The organism is Marinithermus hydrothermalis DSM 14884 (assembly GCF_000195335.1).
In the GTDB taxonomy this organism is placed as follows: domain Bacteria; phylum Deinococcota; class Deinococci; order Deinococcales; family Marinithermaceae; genus Marinithermus; species Marinithermus hydrothermalis.
The window spans coordinates 768,147-790,056 of record NC_015387.1; the positions used below are offsets into that span (position 1 = coordinate 768,147).

18 protein-coding genes, 1 tRNA gene and 2 pseudogenes are annotated in these 21,910 nt (G+C 65.9%); 14 read left to right on the forward strand and 7 right to left on the reverse strand.

Annotation, left to right across the window (positions count from 1 at the left end; translation table 11 throughout):
• Positions 1–557 precede the first annotated feature (557 nt).
• Positions 558–968 (forward strand): annotated as a pseudogene (locus tag MARKY_RS04030) (RsmE family RNA methyltransferase); the annotation flags it as partial.
• Positions 965–1,363, forward strand: a complete 399-nt coding sequence (locus MARKY_RS04035; protein WP_013703594.1) for a hypothetical protein — start codon at positions 965–967, stop codon at positions 1,361–1,363. The pseudogene MARKY_RS04030 and the gene MARKY_RS04035, both read left to right, overlap by 4 nt.
• On the opposite strand, the gene MARKY_RS04040 is transcribed toward MARKY_RS04035, so the two are convergent.
• The 5 genes from MARKY_RS04040 to MARKY_RS04060 all read right to left on the reverse strand — a co-directional run bounded on the left by MARKY_RS04040 (position 1,326) and on the right by MARKY_RS04060 (position 6,881).
• Complete coding sequence (locus MARKY_RS04040; RefSeq protein ID WP_013703595.1) at positions 1,326–2,216, reverse strand: AEC family transporter; 891 nt, start codon at positions 2,214–2,216, stop codon at positions 1,326–1,328. The genes MARKY_RS04035 and MARKY_RS04040 overlap by 38 nt on opposite strands.
• 60 nt (positions 2,217–2,276) lie before the next feature.
• Positions 2,277–3,980 (reverse strand): ribonuclease J, encoded by a 1,704-nt coding sequence (locus MARKY_RS04045; protein ID WP_013703596.1) that lies wholly within the window; start codon positions 3,978–3,980, stop codon positions 2,277–2,279.
• Positions 3,981–4,060: 80 nt separating this feature from the next.
• Positions 4,061–6,208, reverse strand: a complete 2,148-nt coding sequence (gene pnp / locus MARKY_RS04050) for a polyribonucleotide nucleotidyltransferase (RefSeq protein WP_041657811.1) — start codon at positions 6,206–6,208, stop codon at positions 4,061–4,063.
• A gap of 93 nt (positions 6,209–6,301) precedes the next feature.
• On the reverse strand, positions 6,302–6,571 hold the full coding sequence (rpsO, locus tag MARKY_RS04055) for a 30S ribosomal protein S15 (RefSeq protein ID WP_013703598.1): 270 nt from the start codon (positions 6,569–6,571) through the stop codon (positions 6,302–6,304).
• An 88-nt stretch (positions 6,572–6,659) separates the two neighbouring features.
• Complete coding sequence (locus tag MARKY_RS04060; RefSeq protein WP_013703599.1) at positions 6,660–6,881, reverse strand: hypothetical protein; 222 nt, start codon at positions 6,879–6,881, stop codon at positions 6,660–6,662.
• Positions 6,882–6,904: 23 nt separating this feature from the next.
• Here MARKY_RS04060 and MARKY_RS04065 point away from each other — a divergent pair, with 23 nt between their 5' ends.
• Positions 6,905–7,204, forward strand: a complete 300-nt coding sequence (locus MARKY_RS04065) for a hypothetical protein (protein WP_013703600.1) — start codon at positions 6,905–6,907, stop codon at positions 7,202–7,204.
• Complete coding sequence (locus tag MARKY_RS04070) at positions 7,197–7,634, forward strand: DUF420 domain-containing protein (RefSeq protein ID WP_013703601.1); 438 nt, start codon at positions 7,197–7,199, stop codon at positions 7,632–7,634. Before MARKY_RS04065 ends, MARKY_RS04070 begins: the two co-directional genes overlap by 8 nt.
• 54 nt (positions 7,635–7,688) lie before the next feature.
• Here MARKY_RS04070 and MARKY_RS04075 read toward each other — a convergent pair.
• Together MARKY_RS04075 and MARKY_RS04085 are read right to left on the reverse strand one after the other, a co-directional pair.
• Positions 7,689–7,765, reverse strand: a tRNA-Met gene (locus MARKY_RS04075).
• 1,184 nt (positions 7,766–8,949) lie between these two features.
• A pseudogene (locus MARKY_RS04085) lies at positions 8,950–10,051 on the reverse strand (transposase).
• A 295-nt stretch (positions 10,052–10,346) separates the two neighbouring features.
• Here MARKY_RS04085 and MARKY_RS04090 point away from each other — a divergent pair.
• From MARKY_RS04090 to MARKY_RS04135, 10 genes are all read left to right on the forward strand, one after another.
• Positions 10,347–11,837, forward strand: a complete 1,491-nt coding sequence (locus MARKY_RS04090; RefSeq protein ID WP_013703603.1) for a tetratricopeptide repeat protein — start codon at positions 10,347–10,349, stop codon at positions 11,835–11,837.
• Between the two features lie 7 nt (positions 11,838–11,844).
• Complete coding sequence (locus MARKY_RS04095) at positions 11,845–12,684, forward strand: SPOR domain-containing protein (protein ID WP_013703604.1); 840 nt, start codon at positions 11,845–11,847, stop codon at positions 12,682–12,684.
• The gene (locus MARKY_RS04100) at positions 12,684–13,337 is read left to right on the forward strand and encodes a redox-sensing transcriptional repressor Rex (RefSeq protein WP_013703605.1); all 654 of its coding nucleotides are present in this window, start codon (positions 12,684–12,686) and stop codon (positions 13,335–13,337) included. The genes MARKY_RS04095 and MARKY_RS04100 overlap by 1 nt, the downstream gene beginning before the upstream one ends.
• Positions 13,334–13,903: a hypothetical protein gene (locus MARKY_RS04105; protein WP_013703606.1), complete on the forward strand. Its 570-nt coding sequence runs from the start codon at positions 13,334–13,336 to the stop codon at positions 13,901–13,903. The genes MARKY_RS04100 and MARKY_RS04105 overlap by 4 nt, the downstream gene beginning before the upstream one ends.
• A gap of 51 nt (positions 13,904–13,954) precedes the next feature.
• Positions 13,955–14,914 carry a polyprenyl synthetase family protein gene (locus tag MARKY_RS04110; protein WP_013703607.1) on the forward strand — a complete coding sequence of 320 codons (960 nt, stop codon included), beginning with the start codon at positions 13,955–13,957 and terminating at the stop codon, positions 14,912–14,914.
• Between the two features lie 33 nt (positions 14,915–14,947).
• Positions 14,948–16,219, forward strand: coding sequence for a Glu/Leu/Phe/Val family dehydrogenase (locus tag MARKY_RS04115; protein WP_013703608.1), 1,272 nt, complete (start codon positions 14,948–14,950; stop codon positions 16,217–16,219).
• A gap of 35 nt (positions 16,220–16,254) precedes the next feature.
• Positions 16,255–17,493, forward strand: coding sequence for a Glu/Leu/Phe/Val family dehydrogenase (locus MARKY_RS04120; RefSeq protein ID WP_425357341.1), 1,239 nt, complete (start codon positions 16,255–16,257; stop codon positions 17,491–17,493).
• Positions 17,494–17,558: 65 nt separating this feature from the next.
• Positions 17,559–18,128: a GNAT family N-acetyltransferase gene (locus MARKY_RS04125; protein WP_013703610.1), complete on the forward strand. Its 570-nt coding sequence runs from the start codon at positions 17,559–17,561 to the stop codon at positions 18,126–18,128.
• The gene (locus MARKY_RS04130) at positions 18,094–19,005 is read left to right on the forward strand and encodes a 2-hydroxyacid dehydrogenase (RefSeq protein WP_013703611.1); all 912 of its coding nucleotides are present in this window, start codon (positions 18,094–18,096) and stop codon (positions 19,003–19,005) included. The genes MARKY_RS04125 and MARKY_RS04130 overlap by 35 nt, the downstream gene beginning before the upstream one ends.
• A gap of 85 nt (positions 19,006–19,090) precedes the next feature.
• A complete protein-coding gene (locus MARKY_RS04135) occupies positions 19,091–21,886 on the forward strand; it encodes a tetratricopeptide repeat protein (RefSeq protein ID WP_013703612.1) in 2,796 nt (931 codons plus the stop codon).
• Positions 21,887–21,910 lie beyond the last annotated feature (24 nt).

A 21,910-nucleotide genomic window follows, 5' to 3' on the forward strand; every position in this document is an offset into this window, starting at 1 on the left:
AGCCTTGGAGGTAACCTCCAAAGGAGCTCCCGCACCCGCTCGTAACGCCGCCGATGGCCAAGGTCTCCCCACAGCGGGCAACCCGTCCAAGCCTCAAAGTAAAGGTACCCGTACCCCTTGGGGCCCCGGCCAAAGGCCCATTCATCCACACTCCCCCAGTACACCCGCCCTCGGAGAAGACGGTTCTCCCGCTGAAGGAGCCGTTTGGCCCTGGCCCCCGCGGACCTGAGCCAGCGGAGGCGGGTGGGACGGGTGAGGGGGAAGCCCAGGTTCTTGGCGAGATCGTTTTGGACGCTTTCAGGGGCGCGATGGCTTGCGAGGATGAGGAAGTGCTCCTGGATGGAGATCGCGTACCAGCGGCTTCTAGGGCAGTCCTCCGGGTAGAGAGCTCGTTTCTGGCGCTTGCATTGGGCGCAGCGGATCCGTTTGACTCTGACTTCCTGGATGCCCCGAAAGGTGCGCAGCTTGCGTCTGCGGTAGCCCCCGCTCTCCTCACGGGTGGCTCCGCAGTGGGGACAGGGTACGATGGAGCTCGGGGAGTCCTCAGTCGGCTTCATGGCAGAACCAGACTAAGGGCTCCCCTCTTACTCAACCGAGTTTTTTACATGACCCAGGAGATGAAACGCGCGAAGCTCGAACGCCTGCGCCGCATCGTGGTGGAGGCCGCCAAGCAATCCGGCCGAACGGTCCTTCCCGAGGTGACCGAGCCCATCCCCTTGGAGGCCGTGCCCGAGGTGCCGCAGGGCTTCGTGGCGCACCCCGGCTCGAGCCTCCGGGTGCGGGAGGTGCTGAACCTCGAGCAGCCGGTTGCCTTCGCGACGGGGCCGGAGGGGGGGTTCACCGCGCGGGAGGTTGCGCTTTTAGAGGAGCGCGGCTTCGTGCCCGTCACGCTGGGCCGCCGCATCCTTCGCGCCGAGACCGCGGCGGTGGCCCTCGTGGCCCTGGTGACGGCGGGGGAGGGCGTATGAGGCGCTGGGTGTTGGGGTTGGGGACAGCCCTCCTCCTCGCGGCCTGCCGCTACACCTTCTGGCCTCCCATCCCACCGGAGGTGCCGTTCCCGGAGCGCTTCAGCGTGGTGGGGACCCTGGAAGCGGTAGGGGACGGCGCGAGGGCCTATCTGAACGTACGCCGCGTGCCTGAGGCCGGGTACCTCGAGGCCCGCTGGTACCGGGACGAGACCCTTCTCCTCGAGCGTTCCCTCTTCGTGGAGGCCCCCCGAACGTACACCCTCGAGCTGCCCTTAGGCGAAACGGGGTTGTACCGGCTGGTGCTGGTATGGCAAGAGGTGCCCGTGCTGCAGCTGGATCTGGGAACCCCCCGGGTGCCTACCCCACCAGAAACGCCAGGACCAGGGGAAGGGTGAGGAAGGCCGCGATCGTGGAGGCCACCACCACGCGGGCGGTGCGCGGCGCGTCCCCGCCGAACTCCGTGGAGAGCAAGAACGCGTTGACCGCGGCGGGCATCGCGCTTTGTAGGACGAGCACCTTTGCATCCAGCGGCGCGAGGTGGAGTAGGCGCGCTATCCCAAGGGCTACAACCGGAGCGGCGAGCAGCCGTAGGCTGCCCGCCACCCCTTCAAAAACCCCCACTTTAAACCGGCTCTGGGCGATCTGCATCCCGAGAATTAGCAGAGCGAGGGGAATCACGGCCTGCCCCATCATGTGAATGGCGTTTCCGAGGTTGTACGGCAGGGGCAGGCCGAGGAGACGGAACGCGAGCCCCGCGAACACGGCCCAGATCAGGGGAAGGCGCAGGGTAAACCGCAGCCCTTCCCCGAGGCTCGCCCCGCGAAACAGCGCGGGGCCCAGCCCGAACATCAAGAGGCTCGCCCCCAGCATATACACCACCGCGCGCTCCAACCCGGCCTCACCGAACGCGAAGAACACCACGGAAAGGCCCATGTTGCCTGCGTTAGGGAAGAGCGTGGTGGCGAGGAGGCTGGCCCGGGTGGGGTGGGGCAGCCGGGCCAGCCGGGCCACCCCCATCCCCAAAAGCCAAAGCGCGAGGCTGGTGCAAGCAAACCCCAGCAGAATTCCCGCCGCGCTTTCCGCGGGCAGCGCGGCGCGGTACACGCTATCGAAGATCAAGGCGGGGGAGAGCAGGTAAAGGGTAAAGCGGGAAAGGGGCTGCAGGGGCAAACCGAGAAAGCGCCCCGCGAGGAAACCGGTCAGCACGATGAACCCAACGGGAGCGATTATAGGTACCAGGGCGCCCATGAGTTCCAGCTTAAAGGAAGCCGGCGCGAGCTTCCCCCTAGGCGCCCGCGCCGGCCAACCTTACCCCTCAATCACGATCGGGATCAGGATCGGGTCGCGCCCCGTCGTCTTCCGGATGAACTTCCGGATGGGGTAATAGATCTCGTCGCGGATCTCCTCGAGCGGCTTCTTCTGCCGCACCCCCTTCACGATCATCTCGAGCGCCATCTTCCGGATCTCGTTATGCAGGCGTTGCCCGGCCTTCACGAAGCCGCGCGACACCACCTCCACCACCGGGTCGCGCGTGGCGAGTGCGGTGATCACCACCACGCCGTCCGCGGACATCAGCTGGCGCTCCTCCAGGATCTCGTCGGTGATATCCCCCACGCCCAGACCATCCACGTACAGCGCCCCGGCCGGCACCTTGCCCGTGATCTGGATGTCGTTCGGCTTCAGGCACACCACGTCCCCGTTCTCCGCCACGATGGTCTTCTCCGGCGGGTTCGGCATGGACTCGGCCAGCCACTTGAAGTTCGTCTGGTGCCGGATCTCGCCGTGCCACGGCATGAAGAACCTGGGTGTGGTCAGGCTCAGGATGAGCTTCAACTCCTCCTGGGAGGCGTGTCCCGAGGCGTGCACCTTGTACGCGGGCGGGTACAGCACCCGCGCCCCCAGGGCGTACAGCTGGTTGATCACGCGGTTGACCGCCTCCTCATTCCCGGGGATGGGGCTCGAGGAGAGGATCACGGTGTCCCCCGGCCGGATGCTGAGCTTAGCGTGCGTGCCCGAAGCGAGGCGCGAGAGGACCGACATGGGCTGCCCCTGGCTTCCGGTCGCGAGGACCAGGACCTCCTCGTCCGGCAGGTCCTTGATCTCATCCACGGTGTAGAGCCGGTCCTTGACCTCGAGGTACCCGAGCTCGAGGGCGATGCGGGCGAATTTCAGCATGCTGCGCCCTTCCATCGCGACCTTGCGCCCGTACCGCTCCGCGGCGCGGATCACGCTTTGGATGCGGTGGATGTGGGAGGCGAAGGTGGTGACGAAGACTCGGCCCTTGGCCTGGCCGATTACCTGATCCAGGGCCTTGGCCACCTCCGCTTCGCTCGGCGTGATCCCAGGGCGTTCGGCGTTGGTGGAGTCCGCGATCAGGAGGAGAACCCCTTCAGCACCTGCCTGCGCGATCTTGGCGAGGTGGCTGACCTGCCCGTCGATGGGGGTGGGGTCGAGCTTGAAGTCTCCGGTGTGCACGATTCGCCCGATCGGGGTGTGGATGATCATCCCGGAGTTGTCCGGGATCGAGTGCGTCATGCGGAACAAATCCACGGTGAAGTACCGCCCGATCTTGAGGCGTGCGTCCGGCCCGACCTCGTTCAGGTCGAACTCGCCGGGGCGCAGTCCGAACTCCTCGAGCTTCCCTTTGAGTAGGCCCAGTGTGAGCTTCGCCCCGTAAATGGGCACTTTCGGGAGTTGGGGGAAGAGGAAGGGCAGGGCCCCGATGTGGTCCTCGTGCCCGTGCGTGAGGATCCACCCCTTGATGTACTTGGCGTTCTCAACGAGGTAATCGATGCGGGGGATGAGAATGTCCACCCCGAGCATGTGCTCTTCGGGAAAGGCCAGCCCTCCGTCCACCACGAGGATCTCATCGTTGTAGCGGAAGGCGAAGATGTTCTTCCCGATCTCGCCCATGCCCCCTAGGGGGATGATCTCCACGTACCCGCCGGGGCTCTTACCGCGAGGACGCCGACGGCGCCCTTTCCGCTCGGGTGTACGCGTTTTATCGTTCATAGCGACCTGTCCAATGCACGGTAATCTTTGGGAGGACGTCCCTCCCGAGGCGCGAAACGACGAACCTCATGACCGACCGCCTACCGCCGGGCCGGGCGCCGGGGCGGCACCTTGCCCTCGAGCTCGGGACGCACCAGATCGATGCGGCCCATCTCGTCGATGCGGTTGACCTTGACCTTGATCTTGTCCCCGAGCTTCAGGTGGTCCTCCACGCGCTGGATCCGTCCCGGCGCGATCTGACTAATGTGCAGCAAGCCTTCCGTGCCGGGGAAGAGCGTGATGAACGCTCCGAAGTTCGTGATGCGGGTCACGGTGCCCTCGTAGATCTCGCCGACCTTGGCCTCGCGCGTGACCTCCTCCACGCGCCGTTTCGCCTCCTCGGCCGCGGCGGAGTCCGCGGAGTAGATCCGCACCGTGCCGTCCGGCTCGATATCCACGTCCACCCCGAGCTCCTCCAAAGCCCGTACGTTCTTCCCGCCGGGGCCAATCACAACTCCGATCTTGTCCACCGGCACCTTCACGGTGAGGATCCGCGGCGCGTGCGGCTTCAGCTCAGGACGCGGCGCGGGCAGGACCGCCTCCATCTGGTCCAGGATCGCCAAGCGCGCCTGCCGGGCCTGCTCGAGGGCCCGCCGCATGATCTCGGGCGTCAGCCCCTTGATCTTGATGTCCATTTGCAGGGCGGTGACGCCGTCACGCGTGCCCGTCACCTTGAAGTCCATATCCCCCAGGGCGTCCTCCATCCCGAGGATGTCCGTCAGGATCACGGGTTCTCCCGTCTCGGGCATCACCAACCCCATCGCGATGCCCGCCACCGGCTTCTTGATGGGCACACCCGCGTCCATCAAGGCCAGGCACCCCGCGCAAGTCGTGGCCATGGAGCTCGAGCCGTTCGACTCGAGCACATCCCCCACGATGCGGATGGTGTAGGGGAAGGCGTCCTTGTCGGGCAGCACGGGCCTCAACGCGCGTTTGGCGAGGTTGCCGTGCCCCACCTCGCGGCGGGAGGTGCCCCTGAGGCGCTTGACCTCCCCGGTGGAGTAGGGGGGAAAGTTGTAGTGCACCAGGAAGGGGTCGGACTCGTCGATCCCGAGGTCGTCGATGATCTGCTCATCGCGCCCGGTGCCCAGGGTGACCGTGCCCAGCACCTGGGTCTCGCCGCGGGTGAAGATCGCCGAGCCGTGCGCGCGCGGCAGGACGTCCACCTCGATCCAGATGTCCCGGATGTCCGTGGGGCCCCGCCCGTCCGCGCGGCGGCCTTCCTCGAGCACCAAGCGACGCAGCTCGCGCTTCACTACCTCATCAAACCCGGCGGCGTACAGTTTGCGTTTCGCCTCGGCCTGCTCGTCCTCCTCCGGAACGAACTCCGCGATGAGCGCCTCGGCGAACCGCTCTAGGGCTTCGCTGCGCTCGCGTTTGCTCGCGGTGGTGAGGACCTCCGCCAGGCCGCGCTCCCGCGCCCGGGCGTACAGGGCCTCGAGGGCCTCCTCCGGGAGGGTTTCGGGTGGGGTCCACTCGAACTTGGGTTTACCGAGCTCCGCGCGCATGCGTTCTTGAAGCGCGACGATCGGTTGGATCGCCTGGTGCGCGTACTCCAGGGCTTCCACCAGCACGTCCTCCGGGACCTCGTTCGCGCCGGCTTCGACCATGATGATCGCGTCCTTGGAGCCCGCCACCACGAGGTCCAGGTCGCTGTGCTCGAGCTGCTGGAGGGTGGGGTTGAGCACGAACTGCCCGTCGATCCGCCCGACGCGCACCGCGGCGATGGGGCCTTCCCAGGGGATGTCGGAAAGCATCAGGGCCGCCGAGGCCGCGGTGGGGCCCAGCACGTCCGGGGGGTTCGCCTGGTCGGCGGAGAGCACGGTCAGGATCACCTGCACCTCGTGCCGGAACCCTTTGGGGAAGAGGGGGCGGATGGGCCGGTCCGTGAGGCGCGCGGAAAGGATGGCCTTCTCGCCGGGACGGCCCTCGCGGCGCATGAACGACCCGGGGATCTTACCCACCGCGTAGTGCCGTTCCTCGAACTCCACGGTGAGGGGAAGAAAATCCGCTTCGATGGGTTCGGGCGAGGCTTGGGCGGTGGCCATCACGACCGTGTCGCCGTAACGCACCCAGACCGAACCGGAGACTTGCTTCGCGTACTTTCCCGTCTCGATTACCAGTTCACGCCCTCCGATCTCTACGGCGTAACGATGAGGTTGTGGGGTGTTAGGGCTGCCTTCGCTCATGGTCTCACCTGTCTCGTACACGCGTGTCCTTTCTTATAGGGAAAACGAGACCGGTCGCCCCGGTCCCGCCCCCTGATTGCTTTGCTTAACAGTTTACTTCCTCAAGCCGAGTTTCTCAATCAAGGCCTTGTAACGGCCCTCGTCCTCCCGCTCGAGGTACCGCAACAGCCGCTTACGCCGCCCCACGAGCTTCAACAAGCCGCGGTGGGAGTGGTAGTCGTGCTTGTGCACGCGCAGGTGCTCGGAGAGCCGGTTGATGCGCGCCGTGAGTAGCGCGACCTGCACCTCGGTCGAACCGGTGTCACCGGGGAAACGCGCAAACTCCTGAATGATCCGCTGCTTTTCTTCCGTCGTGATCGACATCTCAACCTCCGTCAGGTAAGGGAACGCGCACTTCAGGCCTTCCCTCCCTCAAAACCTTTCCCAGCTTAAGGCCTTCCACACGGGCGGGTCAAGGGCCCCCCCGGCGTAGCTCCTCCAGGAGGGTTTGGGCTTCCCGGACGGCCTCCTCGAGCAAAGCGGCTAGACGCTCGTCCTCCAGATACACCGCACGCCACGCCAGGTACACGAGCCGCTCCCCGCGCGGGTCATCCTCAAGCGTTTCAGCAAGTTCGGCCAGGGTTTCGGGGTCTTGCTGCTCAATGAAAGCTTCCAGAAGCGCGGTCAGCTCCACGCGCTTATCGTATACTCGGCAGCGTGCGGGATGTGCTGGATCGAGCCGCGAAAGAGCTGGATCGGGTGCGCCGCCTGCCCCCTGAAAAGGGAATCGCGGTGATTCAGGAGGCGTTGGCCCTTTTGGAGGCAGTGCCTCCAGGGCGGGAGCGCGACGGTATGATGGCCCTCGCGTACCTTAGGTTGGCGCAGCTTAAGCAACGGTTGGGGAAAAGCGAGGAGGCAGAACGCGCGTTTTGGGTAGGGTTCAGCTACGCTCGCACCTCTGGAGAGGTGCGGGTGCGTCGCTTCGCGGAGCGCTTGAAGGAGGAGTTTGATGCCTGATGTGATCGGTCTGCTCGCGGTTTGGAGCATCGTGATCAGCGGCGGGTTTTTGCTTTTGGGGGTGGGCTTGATCCGGCGCGGGAACGTGCGCTGGCACCACCGCGCCATGCTGACGGCCACGGTCTTCGCGGCGCTGTTTCTGGTGTTTTACCTGGCGAAATGGGCGCTTATAGGTACGACCCGGTACGCGGGGCCCGAGGCGTGGCGCGCGGCTTATTACTTCGTTCTCTTCACGCACACGCTGCTCGCCGCCGTGAACGGCCCCCTTGCTCTTGTAGTGCTGTACAACGCCTTTAAGGGAAGGTTTGACCGGCATAAGGCCTGGGCGCGCTGGACGGTCCCGATCTGGTTATACGTGGCCTTGAGCGGCTGGATCATCTACGTGGTGCTGAGGCTGTACGGGGAGAAGGCAGACGGGATCGCGTTTTAACCGGGACTAGCGGAGAGCGAAACCCCCAGCACCTCCGCTGGGGGTTTCCGTTTCTGGTTGCGGGGGCAGGATTTGAACCTGCGACCTTCGGGTTATGAGCCCGACGAGCTACCAGACTGCTCCACCCCGCGTCACCGCTGCTTAATGTAGCAGACACACAAATTCTTGTCAAGGGAAATGGAAATCGGGGTCATGTAAAAAACTCGGTTGAGTAAGAGGGGAGCCCTTAGTCTGGTTCTGCCATGAAGCCGACTGAGGACTCCCCGAGCTCCATCGTACCCTGTCCCCACTGCGGAGCCACCCGTGAGGAGAGCGGGGGCTACCGCAGACGCAAGCTGCGCACCTTTCGGGGCATCCAGGAAGTCAGAGTCAAACGGATCCGCTGCGCCCAATGCAAGCGCCAGAAACGAGCTCTCTACCCGGAGGACTGCCCTAGAAGCCGCTGGTACGCGATCTCCATCCAGGAGCACTTCCTCATCCTCGCAAGCCATCGCGCCCCTGAAAGCGTCCAAAACGATCTCGCCAAGAACCTGGGCTTCCCCCTCGCCCGTCCCACCCGCCTCCGCTGGCTCAGGTCCGCGGGGGCCAGGGCCAAACGGCTCCTTCAGCGGGAGAACCGTCTTCTCCGAGGGCGGGTGTACTGGGGGAGTGTGGATGAATGGGCCTTTGGCCGGGGCCCCAAGGGGTACGGGTACCTTTACTTTGAGGCTTGGACGGGTTGCCCGCTGTGGGGAGACCTTGGCCATCGGCGGCGTTACGAGCGGGTGCGGGAGCTCCTTTGGAGGTTACCTCCAAGGCTGGGGGTGGTTTCGGACGGGGCGCAGGAGGTAGGGGAGGCGTTGGGCTGGTTGGGGCGGAGGCTGCTTTGGGCCCGGTGCGCTTTCCACCTGATGCGGGAGGTACGGGCCAAGGTGGACCGGAAGGCGTGGGGGGAGATACGGGAGGGTCTGAGGGTGCTGCGGGGGCTTGGGCCTGGGGAGAGGGAGGCGTTCTTTTGGAAGGAGCTTCTGCCCCGGTGGGGTAAGGCCTTGGAGGGCTGGGTGCGGGCTTGGGAGGGGTTGCAGGAGGCTTGGGGGGCCGAGGTACCGCCTCCTTGGACAAACAACGTGGCGGAGGTAGGGCATGGGCGATTGTGGCGGCGGCGCAGGCGGAGGGTGTTGCGGAGCCTGGAGGTGGGGGAATCCTGGTTGATGGTGGGGCTTTACCGGATGCGGCATCGGCGGATTGGGGAAAAGAGCCCCTGGGAAAGGCTTACGGGAACTCTTTCCCCAGAGTGCTGGTGGAGGCCCCTGGTGGGGAGGATAAAAGGGTCAACTCAAAACTTGCACCTCCCGCATATCCCGCATAAACCTTCACCCCCTCCCCCCGGCGGCCAGAGACCCAGGGCATAGAGCTCCCGCAGGGCGACCTGCACCACGAGCTCAGGCAAGAGAACCCGCGCCGCCCGCTCCCTGGCCTCCCGCCAGCTTCCTTCCCCCTCCATGCCCACCCAGTGGGCCAACAGGTAGGCCAGAAGGGAAAGCACCAGAAAACGGTGCACCCCCAAAGCCGTCCGCTGCCCAAACTGCCCCAGGGAGAACTCGCTTTTCGCGGCGCGGAAGAAGTGCTCTATGGCAAACCGCCTCTTTCCCCAAGTGAGCGCCGTCCGGGGCGTGGCGGGAAAGGTGGCCACCACGTACCGCCACTCCCAGCCCCCTTGGGGCAGGGGGTAGCGGTACCAGGCCACCCAGACCGGGAAGGAAAGCCCCCAAAGGTAGACCCGGCTCCCCTGCCGCCTGAGGTCCCCAAGCCTCCCCCCTTCCCGCAGCCTCCGGTCCCGCCGCGTCCCCACCACCGCTTCAAAACCCAACCGCTTCACCCCGAAAAGGAACCGGGTGGTGCCAAAGGCCGCATCCGCGGCCACCCGTATCCGGAAGGCCCGGCGCATCCAGGGGGGCAGAGAGGCCAGGAGGCTTAGGGCCAGGCGGGAGAGGGCCTTCTCCCCCTTGCCCCGCCAGAGGCGGTAGGCCCAAGGGATGCGGAGGTCTCCGTAGACGAGGTAGAGGACCACCAGATGGAGTCCCCACTTGCCGTGAAAAAAGGAGAGGGGCAGGGGCCTGGAAACGGCCCCGCTTCTCCAGAGTGACTAGGTCCAGGACCACCAGGAGACGGGGCTTGGGGCCTTTTTTCTTTCTGGCCCGGTCCAGGGCTTTCTCGGCCTCTTTTCTTGCCAGGCGGATGAGAGCGCGGGTGGGCCAGGGGTAGCGGTTGAGGAAGCGAGAGAGGGCGGAGGGGGACTTGACCTGGCTGTGCTGGGGTCTGGCCTTGCCGTGGCCGTGGAGGAGGAGCAAGAGCAGGGCCTTGAGGGATTCCTGGAGGTGGGGGCTTGGCAAAAGGGCCAGGAGGGTCCAAAGTAGGGACAGGGCCGCTTGGGTCATGGCACCCGTCATCAGACGGGAAACCAGCGGCCCCTTTCAAGTGGTCCTGGCGCATAGGTATCCCCAGGGTGCATAAGTGCAAGTTTTGAGTCAACCGACTTTTTTACATGAGTCGGAAATCGTGGCGCCCCCGCGGAAGGATCGCGCGGCTCGAGCGGACGCGGAGCCCTCACAACGACCGAATCCCCTGAGCCTTTGGGGTAAGGCGACGAAACAGAACAGCGCGATAGGGCATGCATCCTCGCGAGGTCCTGTTAGAATAACCCAAAGGATGCCCGTACCGGGAGGCCATCTTATGAAACGAGCCTGGTTGACCGCAGTAATATTCGGGGCCCTGGTGGCCTTTGCGGAACCTCAATCCACAGACCCTAGCGTTCTCGAGGCGCAGCTCCAACAAAACCCATCCGATCTGCCTACCCGCATTGCCCTCGGCCGGGCCTACCTGGAGGCTGGACGGTACGAGGACGCGGCTCGGTTGTTTGAGGATGTACTGGCCCTGGATTACAACAACTTCGCCGCGCATTTCGGTTTAGGGTTGGCGCACTACCGTCAAGGGAACCTCAAAGCCGCTCGTTTCGAGTTCGAGCAGCTTACCCACCTCTACCCGGAGCGTTTTGAAGGATGGTACAACCTCGCGGTGGTCTACGCCCAAGCGAACAACTGGGAAGCCGCGACCGAAGCCTTCACCCGAGCGATTGAGTTGGGTGAGGCCCAGGACCTCGCCACTCCAGAGCTCAAGCAAGCTTACCTGGGCCTGGCCGAGGCGCACCGCAAACAAGGTCGGCCCGACCAGGCCGCCGAGGTCCTCAAGCGGGCCCTGGCCCGTTTTGAGGGAGACCTGGAGGTTACCTACCTCCTAGCGGAAAATCTCACCCTCGCAGGAGAAGCCCTCGAGGCTATCCCCCACCTGTACAGCGTGTTGCAGAAGGACCGGGGGCATGTGGCTGCCGTAAGCTTGCTGGCGGATATCTACGTGGGGCAGGGGCTTAGGGACCGGGCCTTGCGCGAGCTGGATCGCTCCCTCGCCCAGGCGGCGGACCCCCGCATCCAGGCCCAGCTCCTCTTAAAGAAGGCGTTGCTTCTCCAAGGCGCGCAACCCCATCAGAGCCGGGAGCTGCTCGAGCAGGCCGTTCAGCTTGACCCCGATTTGTGGCAGGCGCACTACAACCTGGGGGTCGCCTGGCTTAAGGCGGGGGACCCCAGCCGAGCGATGCAGTCCTTCCGCCTCGCGTACCGGCTGCAGCCCAACGAGCCGCGCGTCCTGCTGGGAATGGCGGTGGCGGCGGATCAGTTAGGGGAATCTGCCGAAGCGCTGCGCTTTGCTGGACTTGCTGCAGCGATCGCAGAGGGCAGGACCAAAGCGGAAGCCCTGGTGCTCATCGGGAAGAGCGCGTACCGGTTAGGGCGGTATGATGCGGCCCTCGAGGCCCTGGGGCAAGCGGTCGCGCTGGACGATCAGGACGGTCAGGCGTGGTTGTGGTTGGGACTCGCCGCTTACGCCGCGCGCGACTTTTCCCGAGCGGTGGAGGCCCTGGAGCGCGCGGTGGCGATCGATGGCTCCCTAACCGCCCGCATGAACCTAGGGGCGGCGTACCTCGCGGTTAAGCGCTTTTCGGACGCGGAGCGCGTCCTGACGCAGGTGGTGCTCGAGGACGCGAACAACGCGGAAGCCTGGTACAACCTAGGGTGGGCCCTTAAGGCGTTGGCTCGCGATCAAGAAGCCCTTCGCGCTTGGAAGAAGGCCCTCGAGCTAGGGTACGAACCGGCTCGTGGGCTGGTGGACTAGGAGCGTCATGAGGTGGTTACGCGAAAACTGGATTGATGCGCTGGTGTTCAGCTTGTTCGCGCTGGTGGTGGTGGGCATCGTGCTCTTCTTGACCGGAGTGAACCCATTCCAGCGCGAAAGCCGCGCGGTGCGCGCCGCAACGCCTACTCCGCAGTCCCCGGCCACGGAGACGGTAGCCGCTCCCCCTACCGCGGCGCCCGCACCCCAGCCTCCCGCCGCGCCGGAATCCTCGCGGGAAGCCACGGCGACCGAACCCACGCCCGAGGCGCCTGCGGTCACGGTTCTACCACTGCCGCCCGCCATCGAGGAGGCTTCTCCGCCAAACCGCAGCGCGGGGGGGACGACCGTAGCCACGCGCCAGCCGCCAACGCCCAGCCCGTCCACCGTCACGCCCGCGCCAGCCGCTACCGAGCGAGAGGTGTTCCGCGTGGCGGTCGGGTCGTTCAGTAACCCGCAGAACGCTTTGCGGCTCGCGCAGAAGCTGGAAGAGGCGGGGTACCCGGTGCGCCTCGAGCCCATCGGACGGCTCACGCGGGTTGTGGTGGGGCCGTACGCGGAGCGCGCTCAGGCGGAGGCCGCGCACCAAGCCCTGCGCCTGTACGAGCCCCAGATCTACAAGGGCGACTCCCCGGAGGTGGACGACACGTACTTCCAGGTGGGCGCGTACCGGGACCTCGCGGTAGCGGAGGCGCTCGTGAAGCGTTTGCGGGACGCGGACTACCCGGTGGTGCTCTCGTACCGTTCCGGCCTCCTCCGGGTCTGGGTGGGGCCGCTCGCGCCGGAACAGGTGGAGGCCGTCCGGAACGGGCTTGAGGGCATGGGTCTCGAGGTCGTGGAGGCGCGGTGATGTCTAGGGAAACCCCGAAGATCCCGAACGCGACCATCTCCCGTTTGGTGACGTACTTGCGGATCCTGGAGAGCCTCGAGGAACGCGGCGTGAACCGCACCTCGAGCGAGCAGCTCGCGGAGGAGGCGCAGGTCACGGCGTTTCAGGTGCGTAAGGACCTCGCGTACTTTGGGAGTTATGGCACCCGGGGCGTGGGGTACACGGTTCAGGTGCTCAAGCGCGAGCTGCGCCAGATCCTGGGGCTGAACCGAAAGTGGGGGTTGTGCATCGTGGGGATGGGGCGTTTGGGGCAGGCGCTTGCGGACTACCCGGGGTTTGGGGAGACCTTTGAGCTTCGGGCGTTTTTTGATGTGGACCCGGAGAAGGTCGGGCAACGCATCCGCGGCATCGAGGTTCAGCACCTGAATGATCTGGCGCGTACCGTGGCGGAGCGGCACATCGAGGTGGGGTTGGTCACGGTGCCCGCCGAAGCCGCGCAGACGGTCGCGGACCAGCTGGTGGAGGCGGGCGTGCGCGGGATCTTGAATTTCGCGCCGGTGGTGCTCGAGGTGCCGAAGGAGGTCGCGGTGGAGTACGTGGACTTCCTTGCGGGCCTTTCCCGGTTGAGCTTTTTCATCCTAAACCCCAAGTGGAGAGAGGAGATGATGGGATGAAGCGCGTGCGTGGGCTTGTCGTGCTTGGGGCGCTGCTATTGATGGGCGTGTTGTCCGGGTGTGGGATGAACCTGGGCTTAGGAGATCCCTTGTATCGGGTGCAGTTCGACCCGGTCAGCTTTGGGTACGAGGTGACCCAGGATGGGATCCAGGTTGTGAGCAACCAGGCTCGGGTGCACGTGACGCCTGGTGCGCCGGGCGGGTGGCTCGAGGGGTACGAGATCACGTACCTGGATCCGGACGGAAACGTGATTCGCGGGCAACCGAACGGGTTGGGTGACGCGAAGGTGCGGATTCCGCCGGGGTACGTTTGCACCGAGACGCCCGCCGAGACCTGCACCCTTTCTTCGCCGGACGTGGCCTTCGCACCGAACGCTTCCGATTGGTTCACCGGGATTAGTCTGGACGCGGATATCGTGAACCTGCACTTGGACGCGGTGAATAACGGGGCAGCCTCGATCAACTGGCGGGCGGTCATCACCTTCACCGCACGGACCGATACCGGGCAGACGGTCACTTGGACGCAGACCGTGCGCATTCTGTACCCCTTGAGCCAGGGGCAGTAAAACACATCCCCAGGCCGCTGAACCAGAGCGGCCTGGGGTATACTTTTTGCGGTGAATGCTGAGACGCTGACCCTGGATCTTGAAACCTCCTTGGGCCGCTTCGAGGCGCGCCTGCGCGAACTGGTGGACTCCGATGTGGAGTTCATTCGTTTGATTCAGGATGATCTGGTGACCGCTGGCGGGAAGCGGATCCGGCCCCGGTTGGTGTTGTTGGCCTCGCGGGCGCTCGGGGGGGTCCCTAGGGAGATGGAGTTGGCGCTGGCCGTCGAGCTGCTGCACTCGGCTACATTGCTGCACGATGACTTGGTGGATGACGCCGAGACCCGGCGTGGGCGCGAGGCCGCGTTTCGGAAGTACGGGAACGCGGTCTCGGTGCTTTCAGGGGATTACCTGCTTTCTCGGGTGCTGTACCTTTTAGCGGAGACCGGTCGCTTAGAGCTCGTGCGGCTTTTCGCTGACGTGGCGCGGCAGCTTGCGGAAGGGGAGGTTTTCCAGTTCCAGGTCGCGGCCTTGGGGGAGTATTCCAAGGCCAACTACGAGCGGATCATCGCAGGCAAGACGGCTGCCTTGATGCGCGCCTGCACCGAGGGGGTGGCCCTGCTCGCTGACGCGGCACCTATGGTGCGCGAGGCGTTGCGGCGCTTCGGGTACGAGTACGGCATGGTCTTCCAGATGCGCGACGACTACCTGGACTTGATGGGGGACGGGCAGGTGCTGGGCAAACCCGTCGGGGGGGATGTACGCGAGGGTAAGGTCACCTTGATCACGCTGCACCTCCTCGAGCGCGCTGCTGAAGAAGTCGGGCCGATCCTGGCCCGCCGGGCTGCGAAACCGGGGGATATCGCGCGGTTGCGAGAGCTGGCCATCGCGACGGGCGCGGCGGAGGCGGTCGTGGAGGCGATTACCGCGCGCGCCGAACAGGCCGTCGCGGCCCTTGATCCGCTGCCCGACTCGCCGGCAAAAGCGCAGCTTATCGAGCTTGCCCGTTCGGAAGTTCGCCGGGTTCGGTAGTATAATCCGCCGTGGTGAGCCAAGGAGGTCGGCATGCTAAAGACGGCCTATGAACCCCCCGGAGATAGCGGGCTGTGGCAGTTGTTCCTGGAGAACCTCGAGCGGACCTTACACCACACACGCACCCACCCCGCGACGGTGGAGTACCTGATTCACCCCAGACGCACCCTCACCTTATCCGTGCCGGTCCGAATGGATGACGGCACGGTTCGTTTTTTCACAGGGTACCGGGTGGTGCACAACATCGCCCGGGGGCCCTCCAAGGGGGGGGTCCGGTACCACCCGGCCGTGACGATGGGGGAGACCGTAGGGCTTGCGGCCTGGATGACCCTAAAGTGCGGCGTCTTCCGCTTGCCGTATGGGGGGGCGGCCGGCGGGGTAGCCGTGGATCCCCGAGAGCTCTCCCCCCGGGAGCTCGAGCGCTTGTCGCGCCGGTACGTCGCGGAGCTGGTGGACGTGATCGGCCCCGACTCGGACATTCTGGGACCGGACCTGGGGACGGACGAGCGGGTGATGGCCTGGTTCATGGATACTTACTCCATGACGAAGGGGTACACCTCTCCGGGCGTGGTGACCGGGAAGCCGCTCCAACTTGGGGGTACGGCAGGCCGCGGGGACGCTGCGGGGCGCGGGATCGTGTACGTGCTGGAGGAGACGGCGCGGCGGTCCGGGCACCCGTTTAAGGGCGCGACCGTTGCGGTGCAGGGGTTCGGTAAGGTCGGGCGTACCGCGGCTGGGTTGCTTCACCAGGCGGGGCTTAAGGTCGTGGCGGTCTCGACCCGTACCGTGGGGGTGTACAACCCCAAGGGGCTGGATATCCCCGATGTGGCCCGTTATTACCAGGAGAACGGGTTCTTGCAAGGGTATCCGGGAGCGGAGGAGATCAGCAACGACGAGTTGTTGGCGTTAGAGGTGGACTACCTCATCCCCGCGGCTTTCGAGAATGTGGTGCATCGGGAGAATGCACGTGAAGTGCGGGCCAAGGTCGTGATTGAGGGGGCGAACGCCCCGCTCACGGGCGAAGCGGACGAGATCCTGCGGGAGCGCGGGGTCCTGGTCGTGCCGGATATCGTAGCGAACGGCGGTGGGGTGGTGGTCTCGTACCTGGAGTGGGTGCAGAACTTCTCCATGTTCTTCTGGACGGAAGCCGAGGTGCAGCAGAAGCTCCGCGAGGTGATGCAGCGCACGCTGGACGAGGTGTGGAGCATCGCTGAGCGGGACAAGATCGACCTGCGCCTGGCGGCTTACGTGTTGAGCGTGACCCGTATTAACGAAGCGACCAAGTTGAGGGGTGTGTACCCGTGAGAGAGGCGACGCTTTCTTACCTCAAGGAAGAGACGATGGGGCCTTGGGAGATCTATCTCGCGCAGGTGGATCGCGTGATTCCCTACTTGGGAAAGCTGGCGTACTGGGCGGAAACCCTGAAGCGCCCCAAACGCGTCCTGATCGTGGACGTGCCCATCCACTTAGACGACGGCACCGTAGCGCACTTCGAGGGGTACCGGGTCCATCACAACACTTCCCGAGGGCCGGCCAAGGGCGGGGTACGCTTCCACCCCGACGTCACGCTCTCCGAGGTCATGGCCCTGGCGGCTTGGATGACGATCAAGAACGCCGCGGTCGGGTTGCCGTATGGCGGGGGTAAGGGCGGCATCCGGGTGGATCCCACCAAGCTCTCCCCGGGGGAGCTCGAGCGCCTGACCCGCCGCTACACCTCCGAGATCGGGATCCTCCTCGCGCCCGAGAAGGACATCCCCGCTCCGGACGTGGGGACGGGCCAGCGGGAGATGGCCTGGATGATGGACACCTACTCCATGAATATCGGGCGTACCGCGCCGGGGGTGGTGACCGGGAAGCCCATCGCGGTCGGGGGGTCGCTCGGCCGCCAGGACGCGACGGGGAACGGGGTGTTCTACACGGCGGCCGCTGCGGCGCAGAAGATCGGGCTGGAGATCGAAGGCAGCCGCGTGGTGATCCAGGGCTTTGGTAACGTGGGGAACGCCGCGGCGCGGGCCTTCCACGATCACGGCGCGCGGCTCGTGGCGGTCTCCGACGTGACCGGAGCGATCATCAACGAGGGGGGGATTGACCCGTATGATCTCCTGCGCCACGTGCAGGAGAACGGCGGGGTGCGCGGGTACCCGAAGGCGGAGCCGTTGCCGGCCGCGGAGCTCTTCCACGTGCCGTGCGAGTTCTTGGTTCCCGCAGCGCTCGAGAAGCAGATCACCGAGCAGAACGCCTGGCGCATCCAGACCAAGATCGTGGTGGAAGGTGCGAACGGCCCCACGACCCCCGCGGCGGACGATATCCTCTCCGAGCGCGGCATCGTGGTGGTGCCGGACGTAATCGCAAACGCCGGAGGCGTGACGGTCTCGTACTTTGAGTGGGTGCAGGACTTTAACTCGTACTTCTGGAGCGAGGAGGAGATCAACCGGAATCTGCGCCGCGTACTCCAGGATGCTTTTGAGGCGGTCTGGCAGGTGCACGAGGAGAAGCGGGTTACCCTGCGCACGGCGGCGTACATCGTCGCGGCCACGCGGGTCCTCGAGGCCCGCGCGCTGCGCGGGTTGTACCCGTAACGGGACCGGGGATGCGGGTTCCTGGCCCCGGCCTCGTGCCGGGGCCGATGCCCTATGCTAGGAGTATGGCGGCCCAGGTGATGCCCGAGGACTGGCCGCACTGGGGGCGGGTGGTCCTCAAGCCGTTTGCCGTGGGGCTTACCGATGAGGAGTGGCGCCGGTTCTACGAGTGCTTCAGAGACCCTGAGATCGCGGCGTGGAACGGCAACCGACCCCTCCGGATGCCCTTGTGGTTGTTTAAGCGCGTGGTGCTTGGCGAGCTGAAGCGCGGGGATCGGTTGGGGTTCGGCATTCTGGATGAGCACGGTGAATGGATCGGTACGATCGAGCTGTACGACATGACCGTGCGTGAGGCGACGCTCGGCATCATCATTGGGGCTAAGGACCGCTGGGGACACGGGTACGGCACGGAGGCGGTACGGGCTTTGCTCGCCTACGCCTTCGAGCGGCTGGGGCTCGAGCGGGTGCGCTTAAAGACCTTCCGGCACAACCTGCGGGCCCGGCGCGCCTTTGAGAAGGCGGGGTTCCGGCTGGTGCGCTTCGAGCCGTTGCCCGGCGGCAAGGAGGACGCGCACATGGAGGTATCGCGGGAGGAGTGGGATGCGGCTCTGGGTTCCGGAGGGCACCAAAGCTAAGTACCTGGAGGGCCTCCCGGAGGAAGTCGAGGTGGGGTACTTCCCCAAGGAAGGCCCCTTCCCGGACGAGATCGAGACGGTGGAGTTCCTGGTGCCGCCCTTTGGGCAGCGCGACCGGGTGCAGGAGGCCCTAGCCCGCATGCCGCGCCTGAGGGTCGTGCAGACCCTGTCAGCCGGTGTGGATTGGATTTTGCCGCTCGTGCCTCCAGGCGTGACGCTTGCGGACGCCCGGGGGGTGCACGACACCCCGGTCGCGGAGTGGGTGGTCGGGGCGATTCTCGCCATGTACAAGCGCTTCCCGGAGTTCCGGGATTTCCAGAGGCGGTCGCGCTGGGAGCCCTTGAAGCTCGCGGACCTCGAGGGGCAGGTCGTGCTCATCCTGGGGTACGGTTCGATCGGGGAGGCGGTGGAAGCCCGGCTGAAGCCTTTTGGGGTGCGGGTCCTTCGGGTGGCGCGCAGGCCCCGGCCGGGCGTCCACCCTCCCGAAATGCTGGCGGCGCTGCTGCCTGAGGCGGACGTGGTGGTGCTTTTGCTTCCGCTCACCCGGGAGACCGAAGGGATGGTGGACGCGCGCTTCCTCGCGCGGATGAAGCCCGGCGCGTTGCTGGTGAACGCGGCGCGCGGCCGGGTGGTACGGACCCCGGCGCTGCTAGAGGCGTTGGAGGCTGGCCGGATCCGCGCGGTTCTTGACGTGACGGACCCCGAGCCTTTACCCGAGGACCACCCCTTGTGGCGTGCTCCAGGCGTGTACATCACGCCGCACGTGGCCGGCTCGAGCCCGCGCTTTCTCGCGCGGGCCTATGCCCTGGTGCGCGAGCAGGTGTGCCGTTACCTCGAGGGGCGGCCGCTGCGTAACGTGGTGCGTGAGGGGTATTAAGGACGCTTGGGTGGGTTTGGGTCGCGAGTGTACACAAGGCGCACGCGGGTTTGGTAGGCTGGGAGCAATTACAGGAGGGGTCGGGATGGAGCTGGAGTTGAAGCGCTACCTGCGCCAGTACTACCACGTTGATGCGCCTGTGGCTCCGGGAAGGTTTGAGGCGGAGCTGGCCAAACGAATTGGGGCGCCTAAACGCCGAAAACCCGTGCTGCAAGCGTGGCGGCGCTACCTGCACACGCCGGGGCAAGACTCGGTCCGAAGTTTTTACGGCACGGTCCTAGCCCACACGCGCGAGCGGTTAGAAGCGCTGGTGTACGCTCTGCACTATCCTTTCCTGCAGTTCTACGCGGAGACGATTCCCGAGCACCTGCCCGAGACCGGACGGGTCCTCGAGGTGGGCGCGTTCACCGGCGCGCTGGTGAACTACCTGGCTCTCGCGCGGCCCGAGCTGGAGTGGCACGCCTTGGATCCGGTCGAGGCCGCAGTTCAGGCAGGCCGAGCGTACAGCGAACGCATCGGGGTACGGGTCGCGTGGCACGCCGGATGGTTCGAAACGTGGCGGCCCGAACAACCCTTTGACGCGGTGTTGCTCTTGAGCGTGCTGCCGGAAGGCTACCTGACCGCGGACCTCGAGCCCACGCTCGAGGCCGAGGCTTTTTACACGCACTTTGCCTTTTTCGAGCGCTTCAAGGCCCTTGAGGGCATGCTGCGGCCGGGTGGAACCGTGGTGTACGGCCACGGTCCGTTCCTTGGGAAGAACGCCGAGGCGACCGCGCAGGGATTGGAGGCGCTGGGGTTTAGCGAGGTGGGCTTTGTCGGGAAGGGGGATTACGTGCTCGTGGTGGGACGTATGCCCGAGGCGTTGCGTGTGGTGCGGCCCGCGCGTCGGGAAGCGCAACCCTCCCAAGAACCCCCGGCCCGGACGGTGGACGAGGCGACGGTGCAGGCTTTGCTCGAGGCCGAGGACTACGCGACGGTCCTCGCCACAGTTCCTGAGGATGCCGACGGAACGCTCGCGTACGCGCGGGGCCGAGCGCTGTTCGCGCTCGGGCGGTACGCGGAAGCCCTGGGGCCGCTGCAACGCGCGCACGTAGAGGCCGCCGAGCACCTTAGGCTCCTGGCCCTTGTGGAGCTTGGGCGTTATCGGGAGGCGCTGCCCCAGCTGGAACGCCTGGGCGGGCGCGGCGATACGTTTGCCCTGGCCCTTGGTCGAGCGTACCTGGGGGTAGGGCGAATCGAGGACGCGATCCGGGTCCTGTGGCGGGTGCGGGAGGTTGGGGGAGAGGCGTACCTCGAGCAGGCCTTGGATCAGCTCGCGAGCCGCGCCTTCCGGTTCCTCAGGGAGGGCCAGTACGTGGAGGCCAGCCGCCGGGTGGAGTTTGTGGAGGACCTGTCCCCCGCGTTGCTCGGGCGGGACCTGTTGTACCTGGGGCTGCAAGCGGCGCTGGAGCAGGGGCTGTGGGGGCGTGCCGAACGGTACGCCCAGCGGCTGTACGATCTGGGGGAGGCGATCGGGGCGGTGGGGTTGGCTTTCGCGCGCCTTAAGGCCCGCACTCCCGAAGCGCTCGAGAGCGTGCGCTTAAGGGAGTTGAAGGCGGTCGAGCCGTACCTCACCGACGCGGTGGCGCGCCGGGAGGAACCCATGGCCGTGCTGGCCCTCGGGCTCTTGCGTTACCGGGAGGGCCGGCACGAGGAGGCGGCGTACTTTCTCGAGCGGGCGGCCCGCGAAGGCCGAGGGGATATGGTCGGGATCGCCTACCACTACCTCGCTTTGGCGCGCCGCGCCTTAAAGCACCCCATTCAAAGCATTCTGGGGGAGCACAAACGCGCGCATGCGTACCGTCCCTACCCGGCCGGGGCGCTCTTCGCGATGGCGCAGGAGGCGTTGGAAGCAGGCGAGGCCGTGCTCGCGCGGGAGTTCTTGAGCTACGTGCGGGACGCGGGGCTGGAGCACCTGCCCGCCGAGGAGACCGTGAAGCTCGTGCGATTGGTCGAGGCCCTCGAGGGTCCCTGGGAGGCGTTCTGCGTGCTTTCCGGGGCGCTAGAACGCACCCTGACGCCCACCCGCGAGCACCTCGAGCTCGCCTACCGCCTCTCGCGTAACTTCCGCGAGAGCGAGGAGGCGGAACGCGTACGCACCGAGTACCTCACCGCCTTGTACCGCGCGGGGGAGCGCGACCGGGTCGAGGCGTTGTTGCGGGAGGAGCTCGCCGCCCGGCCCGCTGCGGTGGAGGTGTTGTTTGACCTGGCGGAGCACCTCGAGGGGGAGGGGCGCTACCAGGAAGCGGCAGAGGTGTGGAAGCAGGCCCTCGAGGTCGCGTACTACCGCGAGAAGGACCTGGACCTCGCGCGGGAGGTGCTGCGGAACCTGCTCTTTTTGAACCCGCACGATCCTGAGCTCGAGCTGTACCTGGAGGAATTGAAGGCAACCGCTAAGGCGCTCGCGCGGCTCGAGGCGAAGCCGGACCCGCTCGCGGAGAAGACGCCGGAGGGGATCGTGCAGGAGGGGGTGCCCCGCTTTCACGGGGAGTACCTGGTGGTCGTGGGGGGGCATACCCAGCTCCGGAGCCGGTTAACGCCCGTGATGGAACGGGCTGGGTTGGTGGTGGACTGGTTTGACTCGGACTCCACCACCGCGGCGCGCGAGACCCTGAAGCGCATTCAGAACCGGTTGGTCCGGGCGCATGGGGTGATGATCGTCTCGAGTTACGTGGGGCACGATTTATCCGAGCCGATCCGGGAGGAGGCCCTGCGCCTTGGGGTTCCGGTGTATATCACGCCAGGGCGAGCTCGGGGAGTTACGGGATTCTTGCGGGCTTTGCGGGAGTTCGCGCCGCAGGTGTATAAGAAGGCGCTGGAGGACTCGCCGCCTACGGCGTGATGCAGCGACTGGTATCATGGGCCG